Below are 15,918 nucleotides of genomic sequence, written 5' to 3'. Positions count from 1 at the left end.
GTTTTCTGATGCGGCGCAACCTCGCTGAGGATGTGCCGCCTTTCACTTGGCCAAATGGCATTGAGTTGACCGAGTACCGTCCCGAACTCGCCGAAGCCGTTCATCACTTGATGGAACTCGGTTATCGGGAAGGTAGCGGTCGGGTACCGGCGCTGGAAGTCTGGCAACGGCGCTTCGAAACCGATCCTGAATACGATCCGTCCCTGTGCTTTATTGCCCTGGATGCCGAAGGAATCGTCGGCGTCGCCCAGTGCTGGACCAGCGCTTACATCAAGAGTCTGGTGGTGCACCCGCGCGCTCAAGGCCTCGGACTTGGTCGTGCGCTGCTGCTTAATGCATTCAACGTGTTTCGGCAACGCCGCGAAGGCTTTGTGGATCTGAAGGTGCTGGAAAACAACCTTCGGGCCCAGCGTTTGTATGAAAGTGCCGGGATGTATGTGGTCCGCCGGGAACCGGTTCCAACCTGACACCGCCTTCGCGGGCAAGCCTCACTCCCACAGGATTTAGGTGATCCCCGTGGGAGCGTGGCTTGCCCGCGAAGAGGCCCGCATAACCAATCCAAAACCATCAGGCATACTCCGACCTCGGCCACTACACGCCAAGGATGCCCAAACCATGAAAGCCACCACCCTGACCTTCCTCTGCCTCACCGCCCTCGCCACCCAAGCCCACGCCTCCAGCCCCGACGCCTGGGCCGCCTACGACAAAGCCGTGCTCGCCAGTTGCACCAAAACCAGCGGCCTGAAGAACGTCAAACCCGTCGGCAACGCCGCGCAATTCGATGACCGGGTCGGTTATACCGCGCTCCTGCTGCAAGGCCAGTACCCGCAAAAACACATGAAAGGCCAGCAAGGCACCGAGCTGTGCCTCTACAACAAGAAAAGCAAAACCGCCTACGTGACCGAATGGGACTCCATCCGCCCAACAGCAAAAGCGCAGTGAATGGCGCATAACTTGCTTCGGCACAGGCCTTTGCGGTGGCTTTTTGTCGCCATTTCATGCCCCCACAGGTGACTGGCCGTTCGATGAATACAACGTTTTCCTGCATAGGTTGTGGCAAATGCTGCAACGACCACCACGTGCCCCTGACACTGGCCGAAGCCCGGATGTGGGCGGCCGATGGCGGTCAGGTGATCGTGCTGGTGGAGGCCTTCCTCGCCAATGGCCTGGGCCTGCCCACGCAGCAACGCGAACACGCCGAACGCCGTTCGGTGGTAGTTCGAAGCGGCGCCTGCGAGGCACATGTGGCGATCACCTTCGCCGCCTATAACGTCGGTCGCTGCCGGAATCTTGACGAAGACAACCTCTGCCGCATCTACGAACGCCGACCGTTGGTGTGCCGCATCTACCCGATGGAAATCAATCCGCACATCCCGCTCAACCCGGCGATCAAAGAATGCCCGCCCGAGTCCTGGGAAACAGGGCCGGATTTGATCATTGGGGGTGAGCTGGTGGATCAGGAACTGGCAGGATTGATTCAGCGCTCGCGTCAGGCGGATCGTGATGAGATTCAGACCAAGGATGCGATTTGCGCGTTATTGGGGATTCGGACGACAGCGTTGAAGGGCGATGGATTTACTGCTTATCTGCCGGACATGACAGCGTTTGCCATGGTCATTGATCAGGTGGCGCAACAGCCGTTGGCGGGATCGGGCGGTGAATGGGTCTTTCATGTGTCAGGCGATGATATTGCCGGGCAAGTGCTGGCAGCCGGGGCGCAGGTGGCGACTGAAGCGCCAGTGAACTATGCGTTTATTTCGTTGAGGGTGGCCTGAGCCCGAGGTGTGTGCTGTATGTAATGGCCTCATCGCGAGCAGGCTCGCTCCCACAGTGGATTTCGTCGTACACAATATCTGTGTCTCATGAAGATCAAATGTGGGAGCGAGACTGCTCGCGATGACGATAGATCAGGCACCGCAGAGGCAAAAACTCAGCGTTTACCCATCGAACGACGAGTGCCAGGAGGCGCTGCACCCGGAGTCTTGGTGTGACCATTCTTGGCGCCGTTCTTGTACCAAGGCTGGCTGGCATTCTTCGCCGCGGCCAATTCACCCGGCTTGAACGGAAATTTGAACGCTGGAATCGCCGCTTTGGTTTCGCTGTCTGCGCTGGAGTCGACGCTGTCTGGCAGGTCTGCCTGGTCGTCGCTCAAAGCGTCGGCAACCGGCGGTTGTGTCGGGGAAGTCATGAAAGCTCCGGGTGATGCTCAAAGAGTCGGGCCCGGTAGGCGAGCCGCGAAAGGCGGCAGTATACCTGTGTCGGGGGCCGCAAGCTTCACGCCGCAAGCGAGTCCGTCGGGTTTTGTGCTGACCGACCTGCCGCCATCGCGGGCAAGCCCGCTCCCACAGGGACAGCGGTCATATACAAAATCTATGTATGACACAAATCCTGTGGGAGCGGGCTTGCCCGCGATAGCGGTGTGTCAGTCACAGGGATGTTGGATGTGCCGCCGTCATCGCGGGCAAGCCTCCCACAGGGGGCAGTGGTCATATACAAAATCTGTGTATGACACACATCCTGTGGGAGCGAGCCTGCTCGCGATGAACGATAACGCGGTCTACGCCGGATCGACGTTATCCAGCGCCCGATTCACCGCCAGCTCTGCCAGCATGATGACCTGCTGGATCGCCAACGCCGTATGGCGCTGCGGGCCGATCAGATTGTTGGCGAAATCGGTGGCCAGGACACTCGCTGAGGCCAACGATTCGTAGGCGTGGGCCAGCAGGCTTTCGGTGCCGGCACCCGGGGCGACCATGAACATGGTGCTGGGGCGACGGGGCTTTTCGGTGTATTGCGCCGGGGGATCGAGGTAGTAGTCGAGGGCGCGCTTTATGGCTTCGCGGTCTTTGAGTAATTCTTCAGTGCACAGGGTGTCGGGGTTGGCTTTGTTGAATTTCGAATCAGAATTATCGTTTTCCATTTGTAGCTCCTAATCTCAATTGGAGCCATCACTTGCCGTTATGGTCGTGAGGCTTTCGCCTACTCGTTTCGGGGATCTCACGCCCGGTCGCTGAATGTGCAGCGACAGCCAAAGACTAAAGAGCCTGCTTCCGACGGACAACCTGAAAAATGCGTGGGAAAGATCTGCGTTCCGACACATCGATTAAACATTCAAAAACAGCACTCACCCACCAATCCCACGTCTGACACTCATTGCTGTAGGAGCTGTCGAGTGAAACGAGGCTGCGATCTTTTGATCTTGAAAATCAACGTCAAAAGATCGCAGCCTTCGGCAGCTCCTACGTGGAGTTGTGTACACCCGCGATAGATTGGTCGGCTGCCGGGCCGCCTTCGCGGGCAAGCCCGCTCCCACAGTGGAGCGGTGTGCACCAGCCCCTCACCACTCATTACCCCACCTGCCGCTTTTGATCACGGGAATCAGCATCCCTCCAAAGAGGTCCAAACTGACAGCGCCGTCAGTTACCAGTCACTCTCCTGACGGGCTAACAGGTTTATAAAGGAAGGTATAAACCTGACAAAATTCCGACCACTCTGCCCGGCGCCCCGCTCGCATGCGAACTCAGAAAAAAACCGCCCTGTTCGCCGCCCTTCTGATCACCCTGGCAGCGCTGGGCGTGTGGTACGTCGCCAAACCCGCCACGACCAAACTGGCCACCTCCACCGCCATCCCCGTGCGAGTGGTCAGCGTCGCCGAAAAAGACGTGCCCCGCTACATCAGCGGCATCGGCTCGGTGCTGTCGTTGCACAGCGTGGTCGTGCGTCCGCAGATCGACGGCATCCTCACCAAGCTGCTGGTCAAGGAAGGCCAACTGGTGAACAAAGGTGATCTGCTGGCTACCATCGATGACCGCTCGATCCGCGCCAGCCTCGATCAGGCTCGCGCCCAACTCGGCGAAAGCCAGGCGCAACTGCAAGTGGCACAGGTCAACCTCAAACGCTACAAACTGCTGAGCGTCGACGACGGCGTGTCCAAGCAGACCTACGACCAGCAACAAGCGCTGGTCAACCAACTCAAAGCCACCGCGCAAGGCAATCAGGCATCGATCGACGCCGCTCTGGTGCAGCTTTCCTACACACAGATTCGCTCCCCGGTCACCGGTCGCGTCGGTATTCGCACAGTGGATGAAGGCAACTTCCTGCGCATGACTGACACTCAAGGCTTGTTCACAGTGACCCAGATCGACCCGATCGCCGTGGAGTTTTCCCTGCCGCAACAAATGCTGCCGACCCTGCAAGGCCTGATCAACGATCCACAGCACACGCCGGTCAAGGCTTACATCGGGGCCGACACAGACGGCGAAACCGGCAACCTGCTGGGCGAAGGTCATCTGACCCTGATCGACAACCAAATCAACGCCAACACCGGGACCATCCGCGCCAAGGCCGAGTTCGCTAACCCCGCACAGAAACTCTGGCCGGGCCTGCTGGTTACGGTAAAGATTCAGACAGCGTTGGATAAAAATGCGCTGGTGGTGCCGCCCACCGTCGTACAACGTGGCCTCGATCAACATTTCGTCTACCGGGTCAACGGCGACAAAGTCGAAGCCGTTCAGGTGCAGATGGTTTATCAAAGCAGCGGGCAGGACATCATCAAAGGCGTGAAACCGGGCGATGTGCTGGTCAGCGACGGCCAGTCGCGGCTCAAACCGGGTTCGACCGTGCAGGTAGTGACCGACCCGCCGCAAGTGGTGCAATCGGAGCCGAAACCATGAAGGGCCATGGCTCGATTTCCGCGTGGTGCATCGATCATCCGGTGGCGACGGCCCTGCTGACCTTTGCCCTGGTACTGCTGGGGGTGATCGCCTTTCCACGGCTGTCGATTGCGCCACTGCCGGAAGCGGAATTCCCGACCATCCAGGTGGCCGCGCAACTGCCTGGCGCCAATCCCGAAACCATGGCCTCGTCGGTGGCCACGCCGCTTGAAGTGCAATTCAGCGCCATCCCCGGCGTGACCCAGATGACCTCGAGCAGCGCCCTGGGCTCGACCATCCTGACCCTGCAATTCACCCTCGACAAAAGCATCGATACAGCCGCGCAGGAAGTCCAGGCCGCGATCAACACCGCCGCCGGCAAGCTGCCCAAAGACATGCCGAACCTGCCGAACTGGAGGAAGGTCAACCCGGCCGACAGTCCGGTGCTGATCCTCAGCATCAACTCGCCGCAAATGCCCGGCACCGAGGTCAGTGACCTGGTGGAAACCCTGCTCGCCCGTCAGATCAGCCAGATCGACGGCGTGGGCAATATCAACATCACCGGTCAGCAACGTCCGGCGATCCGCGTGCAGGCCTCGGCGGACAAACTCGCCGCCATTGGCCTGACGCTGGCGGACATTCGCCTGGCGATCCACCAGACCAGCCTCAACCTGGCCAAGGGTGCGTTGTATGGCGAGTCGAGCATTTCGACCTTGTCCACCAACGACCAATTGTTCCACCCCCAGGAATACGGTCAGCTGATTGTTTCCTACAAGGACGGCGCACCGGTTCATCTCAAGGATGTAGCCAAAGTCGTCAACGGTTCGGAAGACGCCTACATTCAGGCCTGGGCCGATGGTCAGCCGGGGGTGAACCTGGTGATTTTCCGCCAACCGGGGGCCAACATCGTCGAGACCGTCGACCGTATTCAAGCGGCCCTGCCGACGCTGGAGGCCATGCTGCCGGCCTCGGTGCAGGTCAAGGTGTTGATCGACCGCACCCAGACCATCCGCGCTTCGCTGCATGAAGTGGAAGTCACCCTGCTGATCGCGATCCTGCTGGTGGTGGCGGTGATGGCGCTGTTCCTGCGGCAGTTGTCGGCGACCCTGATCGTGGCGTCGGTGCTCGGTGTGTCGCTGATCGCCAGTTTTGCGCTGATGTACATCATGGGCTTCAGCCTGAATAACCTGACGCTGGTGGCGATCGTGGTGTCCGTCGGGTTTGTGGTGGACGATGCGATTGTGGTGGTGGAAAACATTCACCGCCATCTGGAGGCCGGCGACGGCATGCGTGAGGCGGCGATCAAGGGCGCCGGCGAGATCGGCTTTACCGTGGTTTCCATCAGTTTCTCGCTGGTGGCGGCGTTCATTCCGCTGCTGTTCATGGGTGGCGTGGTCGGGCGGCTGTTCAAGGAATTCGCGTTGACGGCCACCTCGACCATCATGATTTCCGTGGTGGTGTCCCTGACGCTGGCGCCGACCCTGGCCGCGCTATTCATGCGCGCGCCGGTACATCACGCCCACGGCAAACCGGGTTTCGGCGAACGCTTGCTGGCGCTGTATGAGAAAGGCCTGCGCCGCGCCCTCGCCCATCAAAAGTTGACGATTGGTGTGTTCGGTCTGTCGCTGGGGTTGGCCATCGCCGGTTACATCTTCATCCCCAAAGGCTTCTTCCCGGTGCAAGATACCGGTTTTGTCCTCGGCACCACCGAAGCTGCTGCGGACATTTCCTACGGCGACATGGTGAAAAAACACTTGGCGATGGCCGAAATCGTCGCCGCCGATCCTGCCGTCGAGACGTTCTCCCACTCGGTCGGTGTTTCGGGCAGCAACCAGACCATCGCCAACGGACGGTTCTGGATTTCGCTGAAAAAACGTGGCGACCGCGATGTGTCCGCCAGTCAATTCATCGACCGGATTCGCCCGCAACTGATGAAAGTCCCGGGCATCGTGCTGTACCTGCGCGCCGGGCAAGACATCAACCTCAGCTCCGGCCCGAGCCGTGCTCAGTACCAATACGTGCTCAAGAGCAACGACGGGGCACTCCTGAGCACCTGGACCCAGCGCCTGACGGAAAAACTGCGCAGCAACCCGGCGTTCCGCGACATTTCCAATGACCTGCAACTGGGCGGCAGCATCACCCACATCAGCATCGACCGTAGTGCTGCGGCGCGTTTCGGCCTGACCGCCAGCGATGTTGATGAAGCGTTGTACGACGCCTTCGGCCAGCGCCAGATCAACGAATTCCAGACCCAGACCAACCAGTACAACGTGATTCTGGAGCTGGACACCAAGCAGCGCGGCAAAGCCGAAAGCCTCAACTATTTCTACCTGCGCTCGCCGCTGAGCGGGGAAATGGTGCCGCTGTCGGCCCTGGCGAAATTCGATGCGCCAACTATCGGCCCGTTGTCTATCGCTCACGACGGGATGTTCCCGGCGGCCAACCTGTCGTTCAACTTGGCGCCCGGCGTCGCGTTGGGTGATGCGGTGATCATGCTCAATCAGGCCAAGACCGACATCGGCATGCCGGTAGCCATCAGCGGTAATTTCCAGGGCGCGGCCCAGGCCTTCCAGAGTTCACTGGCCAGCCAGCCGTGGCTGATTCTGGCGGCGCTGGTGGCGGTGTACATCATTCTTGGCGTTCTGTACGAAAGCTTCGTGCACCCGCTGACGATCATCTCGACCCTGCCCTCGGCGGGGCTCGGGGCGGTGATCATGCTGTGGATCTGCGGCCAGGACTTTTCGATCATGGCGCTGATCGGGCTGGTGTTGCTGATCGGCATCGTCAAGAAGAACGGCATTCTGATGATCGACTTCGCACTGGAAGCCCAGCGCAACCGTGGCTTGCCGCCGGAAGAGGCGATCTATGAGGCGTGTATGACGCGGTTCCGGCCAATCATCATGACCACCCTCGCCGCCCTGCTCGGCGCCCTGCCGCTGATGCTCGGCTACGGCACCGGCGCCGAACTGCGCCAGCCATTGGGCATCGCGGTGGTCGGCGGTTTGCTGGTGAGCCAGGCGCTGACACTGTTCACTACGCCGGTCATATACTTGTGGCTCGAGCGGCTGTTCCATCGACACTCTCTCCCACCAGCATCAGCACCGCTACCGGCGCTGGCGACCACAGACTGAGGCGGGGTCATGCGCGTTCTGATTATCGAAGACGAAGAAAAAACCGCGGACTATCTGCATCGCGGCCTGACGGAACAGGGTTACACCGTGGACGTGGCTGGCGATGGTGTCGAAGGCCTGCACCTGGCGCTGGAAAGCGACTACGCGGTGATTGTCCTCGACGTCATGCTGCCAGGCCTCGACGGCTTCGGTGTATTGCGTGCGCTGCGGGCACGCAAACAAACGCCGGTGATCATGCTCACCGCCCGCGAGCGGGTTGAAGACCGCATCAAAGGCTTGCGCGACGGTGCCGACGATTACCTCGGCAAACCGTTTTCCTTCCTCGAACTGGTGGCGCGTCTGCAAGCGCTGACCCGTCGCAGCGGTGGCCACGAACCGGTGCAGGTGAGCATCGCCGACCTGTGGATAGATTTGATCAGCCGCAAGGCCACTCGCGCCGGCACTCGCCTGGACCTGACCGCCAAGGAGTTTTCGTTGCTCAGCGTACTGGCGCGGCGACAAGGGGAAATCCTCTCGAAAACCGCCATCGCCGAGATGGTCTGGGACATCAATTTCGACAGCGACGCTAACGTGGTCGAAGTCGCGATCAAACGCCTGCGGGCCAAACTCGACGGGCCGTTCGAAGAGAAATTGCTGCACACCATTCGCGGCATGGGTTATGTGCTGGAGAGCCGTGGTGTCCAGTAATTCGATCGCGCTACGCCTGAGCGGGATGTTTACGCTGGTGGCACTACTAGTGTTCCTGTTGATCGGCGGTGCGCTGTATCAACAGGTCGACAAGGGTCTGGGCCTGCTGCCCGAAGCCGAACTCGATGCGCGTTACAGCGTGCTCGAATCGGCGCTCAACCGTTATGGCACGCCCGAGCATTGGGTGAAGATCAACGCCAAGCTCAAGCTGCTGAGCGAAGAAGACAAGCGCATCCGCTTTTGGGTAGTCAGTGGCAATCCCGGTTATGAATACGGCCAGCCCGACGCGCCGATCCGCACTTTCGCCCAAGGCCCGTTGGGTATGCGCGACATGGAATTGCCCGACCATCCGTACCCGCTGAAAGTGCTGGTCACTGAGTTGCCGGCCAAGGACCAACGCCCGCCGCTACGCTTCATGATCGGCATCGACACCGAAACCTTTTACGAGACGCAGCATCACTTGCTGATCGCCCTGATCAGCCTGGCGATCGTGGGTGTATTGCTGGCCTCGCTACTCGGTTACTGGGTGGCGCGGATCGGACTCAAGCCGCTGATCAAGTTGTCGCAGGAAGCCCAGCGACTGGCCCCACCAAGGTTGTCCGGACGACTGCAATTGTCACCATTGCCACCGGAACTGAATCAGTTTGTCAGCTCGTTCAACGCTACTCTGGAACGGGTCGAACAGGCCTACTCGCGGCTGGAATCGTTCAACGCCGACGTGGCCCATGAACTGCGCTCGCCGCTGACCAACCTGATCGGCCAGACCCAGGTTGCGCTGACACGCGGGCGTTCGGCCGAACACTATTTTGAAGTGCTGCAATCGAACCTCGAAGAACTCGAGCGGCTGCGCTCGATCATCAACGACATGCTGTTCCTCGCCAGCGCCGACCAGGGCAGCAAGGCCACTAAACTGACGTCCACCTCATTGGCCGACGAAGTGGCGACCACGTTGGAATATCTGGATTTCATTCTTGAGGATGCGCAGGTTCAGGTCGAGGTCAGTGGCGATGCGCAGGTACGAATCGAGATCGCCCATCTGCGCCGGGCATTGATCAACTTGCTGAGCAACGCGGTGCAGCACACCGAGCCCGGGCAAGTGATTCAGGTACGGATCGAAGTCGAAGAGCATCAGGTCAGCATCGGCGTCGCCAACCCGGGATCGCCGATTGCCAATGAGCATCTGCCGCGATTGTTCGAGCGCTTCTACCGGGTCGATGCATCGCGCAGCAACAGTGGCAACAGTGGCAACAGTGGCAACAATCACGGTCTGGGACTGGCAATCGTCAAGGCGATTGCGCTGATGCATGGCGGGGATGTGTTTGTGCGCAGTGATCATGGGATGAATACGTTCGGGATTCACCTCCCGGTTTAATCCCTCTGTGGCGAGGGGGCTTGCCCCCGTTGGGCTGCGAAGCGGCCCTTAAAACATCCAACCGCGTTACATCATTCACACCGCGCAAGCCGGTTTTACGACTGCTTCGCAGCCGAACGGGGCGATGCGGCGTTCCGACAAGCCCCCTCGCCACAGGTGTCCTTCTTCGCACTACCACTCTTACCTAAAGCGCAACAGTCCTTTCTGCAACCCGCTCTTTTTCCCCTCGCCCAAGCCCCTTATCGTTGCCCCATCAAACAGCACTTGCCAAGCAAGAAGGGTTTAAAGATGTCCAGCAGTATGGGTATTGCCAGCGCTTTTGTTTTGTCTTCCTTGTTTCTGTCTCCGTTCGCCATGGCTGAAGAGTCGCAGACATTCGTCGCGCAAAACGCGGTGCGAACCAAGGCTTACGAACAGTTTCAAAGCGAACTGACGGCCAAGACCCAGGAAGCTGCGCAAATCCCTCAAGCGTCGAGTACTCAAGCCCTGCCACAGGTTGAGAAAGACAGCTGATCCTTACGTATCGCCCTATTTCCCTCGACACTTTTCATCGGCTCTTCCCTTTGAAAAGTTGTTTTCAAAGCCGCTGCTATCAGCGGCTTTTTTTTGTTGTGGTGTTGAACCTGCTCCGTCGGTTTTCGGTAATTGTCGACGACCCGATGAATGTCTTCTAAGCTTCAATTAGCAAAAGGCCAGCATGTTTTGCTGGCCTTTTTTTTATCCGGCATTTATATAGGCGCTCTGGACGCGACCGGTTTCTGGGACTCTGCCCGATTCTTGTAAAAGAACTTTCATAACGCCTTATTTGCAGAAGTCAGAACCATGAGTGTGAGCAGTGCGAAATCTCAACATCCGATCCGTTCGACACGATCGGAGCGGCTTCTGGTTCTCGGTAGTTTGTTGTTGGTGATTGCGATACTCAGCATCGTGACCTTTCTGCTGATCCGTGAACGCGCCAATGCCGAATTGTCCGCTGCTCGCGCCGCCAACAATATCGTGCAATTGATCGATGCCGACGTGCTGCGCAATGTCGAACTCTATGATGTGTCCCTGCTGGGTTTGATCGCTGCCTCCCAGCGAGAAGACCTCAAGAGCGTTTCTCCAGCCGTTCGCCATCTGGCCTATTTCGACCGCGCCACTGCCGCGCCGTACAAGGGCAACATTTTGTTGCTCGACAACAAGGGCGACGTGATCGCCGACTCGGCCTCAGTGGAGCCCATGCAGGGCAACTATGCCGATCGCGAATACTTCCAGTCCCACGTGAATAACCCGGACCCGGGCATGTTCATCAGTCCCCCCTTCAGAGCCAGGTCGCCCGAACAGGATTGGCGGATCAGTTTCAGCCGCCGGGTGAACGGCTCCCAGGGTGAGTTCCTGGGCGTGGCCGAAGCTGCCATGCGGTTGAGTTACTTCGATCAGTTGTTCAACAGCTTGAACATCGGTCGTGATAGCACGGTCAATCTGATCAGCAAGGATGGGACTCTTCTGGCTCAGCAACCACGCCTTGCCGAAGAGCTGATCGGCAAGAACTTCAGTAACCGCCCCAATTTCCAGCGCATCGTCAAAGAAGGCAACGGCAGCTTCACAAGCATGTCCGATCGATACCAGGCCAAGCGTTTGTACACCTTCTCCAAGGTCGGGAACTTGCCGTTGATCGTCATCGTTGCGCTCTCGAGCGAAGAGGTCTTTGCGGCCTGGAAGCGCACTGCGGTGGTGGTCAGCTTTGCGACCATTGCCCTCTGCGTGAGCCTGTTGTGGCTGACCTGGTTGCTCTGCCGGGAATTGCGTCGGCGCCAAAGTGCCGAGCAGGAATTGGCGCAACTGGCCGCCACCGATCCCCTGACCGGTCTGGCCAACCGTCGAAGCCTGGATCAGGCCCTGCGCCATGAATGGTTTCGCGCCCAACGTTCCGGCCTGCCATTGTCGTTGCTGATGATCGATGTCGATCACTTCAAGGCGTTCAATGATCGCCATGGCCACCAGGGCGGCGACGATGCCTTGCGCTGGGTGGCCAAGGTGATCGGCACTCATGTTCGACGGCCGGCGGATCTGGTCGCCCGTTACGGTGGCGAGGAGTTTTCGGTGATCCTGGCCGAAACCGACAGCGCCGGCGCACAACAGATTGCCGACAACGTCCGCGCAGCGGTGGAGCAGTTGCCGTTGGTGGGGGGCGATACGTCGCCGATTACTGTCAGTATTGGTATCAGTACCTGGACGACGGCGGCCGATATCAGCCTGGAGCAGTTGCTGTTTGCGGCGGACAAGGCGCTGTATCAGGCCAAGGAAAATGGGCGCAATCGGGTGGTTGCTACGTAGTGAAATTTGCGTTGTGACGACTGGCCCTATCGCGGGCAAGCCCGGCTCCCACAGGTTGTGCGTCGTGCCCGAATCCGCGTCAACCGCACAACCTGTGGGAGCGGGCTTGCCCGCGATGGGGTCATAACAGACACCACACCACTTTCCCGAAGCCATAAAAAAAGGCCACCCGAAGGTAGCCTTTAAAAACTAGAGAGGTTTTTTTGCTTACACGGCCGCAACAGGACGCATGTAAGAGATCGGTGCAGTGCTGGCGTCTTCGAAAGTCACGACTTCCCAAGCATCTGTCTGCTCAATCAACTTGCGCAGCAGCTGGTTGTTCAATGCATGTCCGGACTTGAAGCCCTTGAACTCACCAATCAGGCTATTGCCCAGTAGGTAGAGATCACCAATTGCATCGAGGATCTTGTGCTTCACGAATTCGTCTTCATAGCGAAGGCCGTCTTCGTTCAGTACACCATCCGCGTCGACCACAATAGCGTTTTCAACGCTGCCGCCGAGTGCGAGGTTGTGCTTGCGCAGGTACTCGATATCACTCATGAAACCAAAGGTACGGGCGCGGCTGACTTCTTTTACGAACGAAGTGCTGGAAAAATCCACGCTTGCACTTTGTGTGCGGTCACGGAAAACCGGGTGATCGAAATCGATCTCGAAGCTCACTTTGAAACCTTCGAAAGGGACGAAAGTGGCGCGCTTGTCGCCGTCTTCCACTGTCACTTCCCGCAAGATCCGGATGAACTTCTTGGCGGCGTCCTGTTCTTCCAGGCCGGCCGATTGAATCAGGAATACGAAGGGTCCAGCGCTACCATCCATGATCGGGACTTCGGACGCGGAGAGCTCGACGTAGGCGTTATCGATGCCCAGGCCAGCCATGGCCGAGAGCAGGTGCTCCACCGTGTCCACTTTGACGTCACCGTTAACAAGCGTGGTCGACATAGTGGTTTCGCCAACGTTTTCCGCGCGGGCAGGAATCTGCACCACAGGGTCGAGGTCAGCACGACAAAACACAATGCCGGTGTCGACGGGCGCTGGCTTGAGGGTCAGATAGACCTTCTCCCCGGAGTGCAGGCCGACACCTGTGGCACGGATAATATTCTTCAGGGTGCGTTGTTTTATCATGGCATGGGCCGCTTCAGCGCAAATTGCGAACTGGTATCAACAAAGGCTGGCGATGATAGCAGACCAGACCTTTGCTGAACACCAATCACCCTAATACCCCTGATACATTTCATCAATCGGCCTGACGACGCAGGAAAGCCGGGATGTCCAGGTAGTCCAGGTCATCTTGCGGGTTCATCTTCGCGGCAGTCGCAGCACCGGCCTGAGCCTGGTTGCGCATGACGGTCGGACGATCCAGGTCACGGTAGTTCACCGCAGGCTGTTCTTGACGAACAGGGGCTTGTTGTTGTGGCTGGGAAGCCATCGAGGTGTGAACGGTATTGTCGATGACCTTCACAGGCTTCTCGATTTTAGCGCCTAAACCAGTGGCAACAACAGTCACGTGCAGCTCGTCGCGCATGTCCGGATCGATAACGGTACCGACCTTGACCATTGCGTGCTCGGAAGCGAAGGCTTCGATGATGCTACCCACGTCGGAGTACTCACCCAGGGACAGGTCAGGACCGGCGGTGATGTTCACCAGGATGCCGCGTGCGCCTTGCAGGTTCACGTCTTCGAGCAACGGGTTGCGAATGGCCGCTTCGGTGGCCTCACGTGCACGGTTCGGACCGCTGGCGCAGCCAGTGCCCATCATCGCCATGCCCATTTCGCTCATCACGGTACGCACGTCGGCAAAGTCGACGTTGATCATGCCCGGACGCTTGATGATGTCGGAGATACCGCGAACGGCACCGGCCAGTACATCGTCGGCCTTGGCGAAAGCCGACAGCAGGCTTGCGTCTTTACCGAGGATGGTCAGCAGCTTCTCGTTGGGAATGGTGATCAACGAGTCGACGCTTTCAGACAGCAGACGAATACCTTCGTCGGCGATCTGCATACGCTTGCGACCTTCGAACGGGAAAGGACGGGTCACCACCGCAACGGTGAGGATCCCCATTTCCTTGGCCACTTCGGCAATGATCGGCGCAGCACCGGTACCGGTACCACCGCCCATGCCGGTTGTGATGAACACCATATTGGTGCCCTGCAGGACTTCGGCAATGCGCTCACGGTCTTCGAGAGCGGCCTGACGACCTACTTCAGGGTTGGCGCCGGCGCCCAGGCCTTTGGTCACGCCGGTACCCAGTTGCAGGATGGTCCGCGCGCCGATGCTTTTCAGCGCTTGGGCATCAGTGTTGGCGCAGATGAATTCAACGCCTTCAATGTTGCTCTTGACCATGTGATTGACAGCGTTGCCGCCGCCACCGCCAACACCGATAACTTTAATTACCGGGCTTGCGGGGATGTTGTCTACGAGTTCGAACATTTTCCCTCTCCTTACATTCTCTAGTTTTTTCGCCTACTGCTGTTTGAAGCGGTGTTGCGGTAAAGCTTTAGAAATTGCCTTGTACCCAGCTCTTGAAGCGATCGAGCAAGGCGACTTTCGGTTCGTCATTGCTGTAGCTGTCGCGGCTGCCGATGCCCGAGAACGAAATCCCGTCGGACTGCTTCTGCAGGCCGTACATCAACAGGCCAACGCCGGTGGAATAAATCGGGTTGCGGACCACGTCGTCCAGGCCCTTGACGCCATGCGGCACGCCCAGGCGAACCGGCATGTGGAAGATCTCTTCGGCCAGTTCGACCGCGCCTTCCATCTTCGAGGTACCGCCGGTCAGCACGATGCCGGCCGGGATCAGGTCTTCGTAGCCACTGCGGCGCAGTTCAGCCTGGATCAGGGTGAACAGCTCGTCGTAACGCGGCTCGACCACTTCGGCCAGGGCCTGACGGGACAACTCGCGCGGTGGACGGTCGCCGACGCTCGGCACCTTGATGGTTTCACCGGCACCGGCCAGTTTGGCCAGGGCGCAGGCGTAGCGAATCTTGATTTCTTCGGCGTACTGGGTCGGGGTGCGCAGCGCCATGGCGATGTCGTTGGTCACCTGATCGCCCGCAATCGGGATCACCGCGGTGTGACGGATCGCACCTTCGGTGAAGATCGCGATGTCGGTGGTGCCGCCGCCGATGTCCACCAGGCACACGCCCAGCTCTTTCTCGTCGTCGGTCAGAACCGAGTAGGCCGAGGCCAACTGCTCGAGAATGATGTCGTCGATTTCCAGACCGCAGCGGCGCACGCATTTTTCAATGTTCTGTGCGGCGTTGACGGCGCAGGTGACCACGTGAACCTTGGCTTCCAGACGCACGCCGGACATGCCCAGCGGCTCACGAACGCCTTCCTGGTTATCGATCACGTAATCCTGCGGCAGGGTGTGCAGCACGCGCTGGTCAGCCGGAATCGCCACAGCCTGGGCGGCGTCGAGAACGCGCTCAAGGTCGGCGGAGCTGACTTCGCGATCACGAATCGCCACGATGCCGTGGGAGTTCAGGCTGCGGATGTGATTGCCGGCCACGCCGACAAACGCCGAGTGGATTCGGCAACCGGCCATCAGCTGCGCTTCTTCGATCGCGCGCTGGATCGACTGGACGGTGGACTCGATGTTCACCACCACGCCTTTTTTCAGGCCGCGGGACGGATGAGTACCGATCCCGACGATTTCGAGCGTGCCGTCGTCCGAGACCTCGCCGACCAGCGCCACCACCTTGGAGGTGCCGATATCGAGACCGACGATCATTTTGCCGCTTTGCACGTTTGCCATGGGTCCTG

General features: G+C 59.1%; 14 protein-coding genes. 9 read left to right on the top strand and 5 right to left on the bottom strand.

What is annotated here, in order from left to right:
• Window positions 1-8: 8 nt before the first annotated feature.
• The 3 genes from KGB18_RS18135 to KGB18_RS18125 all read left to right on the top strand — a co-directional run bounded on the left by KGB18_RS18135 (window position 9) and on the right by KGB18_RS18125 (window position 1,775).
• Window positions 9-467, top strand: a complete 459-nt coding sequence (locus tag KGB18_RS18135; protein WP_123719461.1) for a GNAT family N-acetyltransferase — start codon at window positions 9-11, stop codon at window positions 465-467.
• A 148-nt stretch (window positions 468-615) separates the two neighbouring features.
• Complete coding sequence (locus KGB18_RS18130) at window positions 616-942, top strand: hypothetical protein (RefSeq protein WP_123719462.1); 327 nt, start codon at window positions 616-618, stop codon at window positions 940-942.
• 83 nt (window positions 943-1,025) lie between these two features.
• Window positions 1,026-1,775 carry a YkgJ family cysteine cluster protein gene (locus KGB18_RS18125; RefSeq protein WP_201087481.1) on the top strand — a complete coding sequence of 250 codons (750 nt, stop codon included), beginning with the start codon at window positions 1,026-1,028 and terminating at the stop codon, window positions 1,773-1,775.
• Window positions 1,776-1,930: 155 nt separating this feature from the next.
• Here the strand turns inward: KGB18_RS18125 and KGB18_RS18120 are convergent, their stop codons facing one another.
• Window positions 1,931-2,188, bottom strand: coding sequence for a hypothetical protein (locus KGB18_RS18120; RefSeq protein ID WP_007905458.1), 258 nt, complete (start codon window positions 2,186-2,188; stop codon window positions 1,931-1,933).
• A 369-nt stretch (window positions 2,189-2,557) separates the two neighbouring features.
• Window positions 2,558-2,920, bottom strand: a complete 363-nt coding sequence (locus KGB18_RS18115) for a DUF6124 family protein (protein WP_201062269.1) — start codon at window positions 2,918-2,920, stop codon at window positions 2,558-2,560.
• Window positions 2,921-3,512: 592 nt separating this feature from the next.
• Between KGB18_RS18115 and KGB18_RS18110 the strand changes: the two genes are divergently transcribed.
• From KGB18_RS18110 to KGB18_RS18085, 6 genes are all read left to right on the top strand, one after another.
• Complete coding sequence (locus KGB18_RS18110; RefSeq protein ID WP_223570313.1) at window positions 3,513-4,673, top strand: efflux RND transporter periplasmic adaptor subunit; 1,161 nt, start codon at window positions 3,513-3,515, stop codon at window positions 4,671-4,673.
• A complete protein-coding gene (locus KGB18_RS18105) occupies window positions 4,670-7,783 on the top strand; it encodes a multidrug efflux RND transporter permease subunit (protein ID WP_223570312.1) in 3,114 nt (1,037 codons plus the stop codon). Before KGB18_RS18110 ends, KGB18_RS18105 begins: the two co-directional genes overlap by 4 nt.
• A gap of 9 nt (window positions 7,784-7,792) precedes the next feature.
• Window positions 7,793-8,470, top strand: a complete 678-nt coding sequence (locus KGB18_RS18100; protein WP_123719467.1) for a heavy metal response regulator transcription factor — start codon at window positions 7,793-7,795, stop codon at window positions 8,468-8,470.
• Window positions 8,460-9,842, top strand: a complete 1,383-nt coding sequence (locus KGB18_RS18095; protein ID WP_223570311.1) for a heavy metal sensor histidine kinase — start codon at window positions 8,460-8,462, stop codon at window positions 9,840-9,842. Before KGB18_RS18100 ends, KGB18_RS18095 begins: the two co-directional genes overlap by 11 nt.
• Before the next feature lie 288 nt (window positions 9,843-10,130).
• Entirely contained in the window at window positions 10,131-10,355 is a 225-nt protein-coding gene (locus KGB18_RS18090; RefSeq protein WP_223570310.1) for a hypothetical protein, read from the top strand.
• A gap of 309 nt (window positions 10,356-10,664) precedes the next feature.
• Window positions 10,665-12,158: a sensor domain-containing diguanylate cyclase gene (locus KGB18_RS18085; protein ID WP_123719470.1), complete on the top strand. Its 1,494-nt coding sequence runs from the start codon at window positions 10,665-10,667 to the stop codon at window positions 12,156-12,158.
• A gap of 207 nt (window positions 12,159-12,365) precedes the next feature.
• On the opposite strand, the gene lpxC is transcribed toward KGB18_RS18085, so the two are convergent.
• From lpxC to ftsA, 3 genes are all read right to left on the bottom strand, one after another.
• Window positions 12,366-13,277 (bottom strand): UDP-3-O-acyl-N-acetylglucosamine deacetylase, encoded by a 912-nt coding sequence (gene lpxC / locus KGB18_RS18080; protein WP_007939852.1) that lies wholly within the window; start codon window positions 13,275-13,277, stop codon window positions 12,366-12,368.
• A 112-nt stretch (window positions 13,278-13,389) separates the two neighbouring features.
• Window positions 13,390-14,583: a cell division protein FtsZ gene (ftsZ, locus tag KGB18_RS18075; RefSeq protein WP_007904318.1), complete on the bottom strand. Its 1,194-nt coding sequence runs from the start codon at window positions 14,581-14,583 to the stop codon at window positions 13,390-13,392.
• 67 nt (window positions 14,584-14,650) lie between these two features.
• Window positions 14,651-15,910, bottom strand: coding sequence for a cell division protein FtsA (gene ftsA, locus KGB18_RS18070; RefSeq protein WP_007904319.1), 1,260 nt, complete (start codon window positions 15,908-15,910; stop codon window positions 14,651-14,653).
• Between the last annotated feature and the right edge of the window lie 8 nt (window positions 15,911-15,918).

It is taken from the genome of Pseudomonas sp. BF-R-26 (assembly GCF_019947395.1).
Lineage (GTDB): Bacteria > Pseudomonadota > Gammaproteobacteria > Pseudomonadales > Pseudomonadaceae > Aquipseudomonas > Aquipseudomonas farris.
This window is presented reverse-complemented; position numbering and strand designations above follow the sequence as displayed.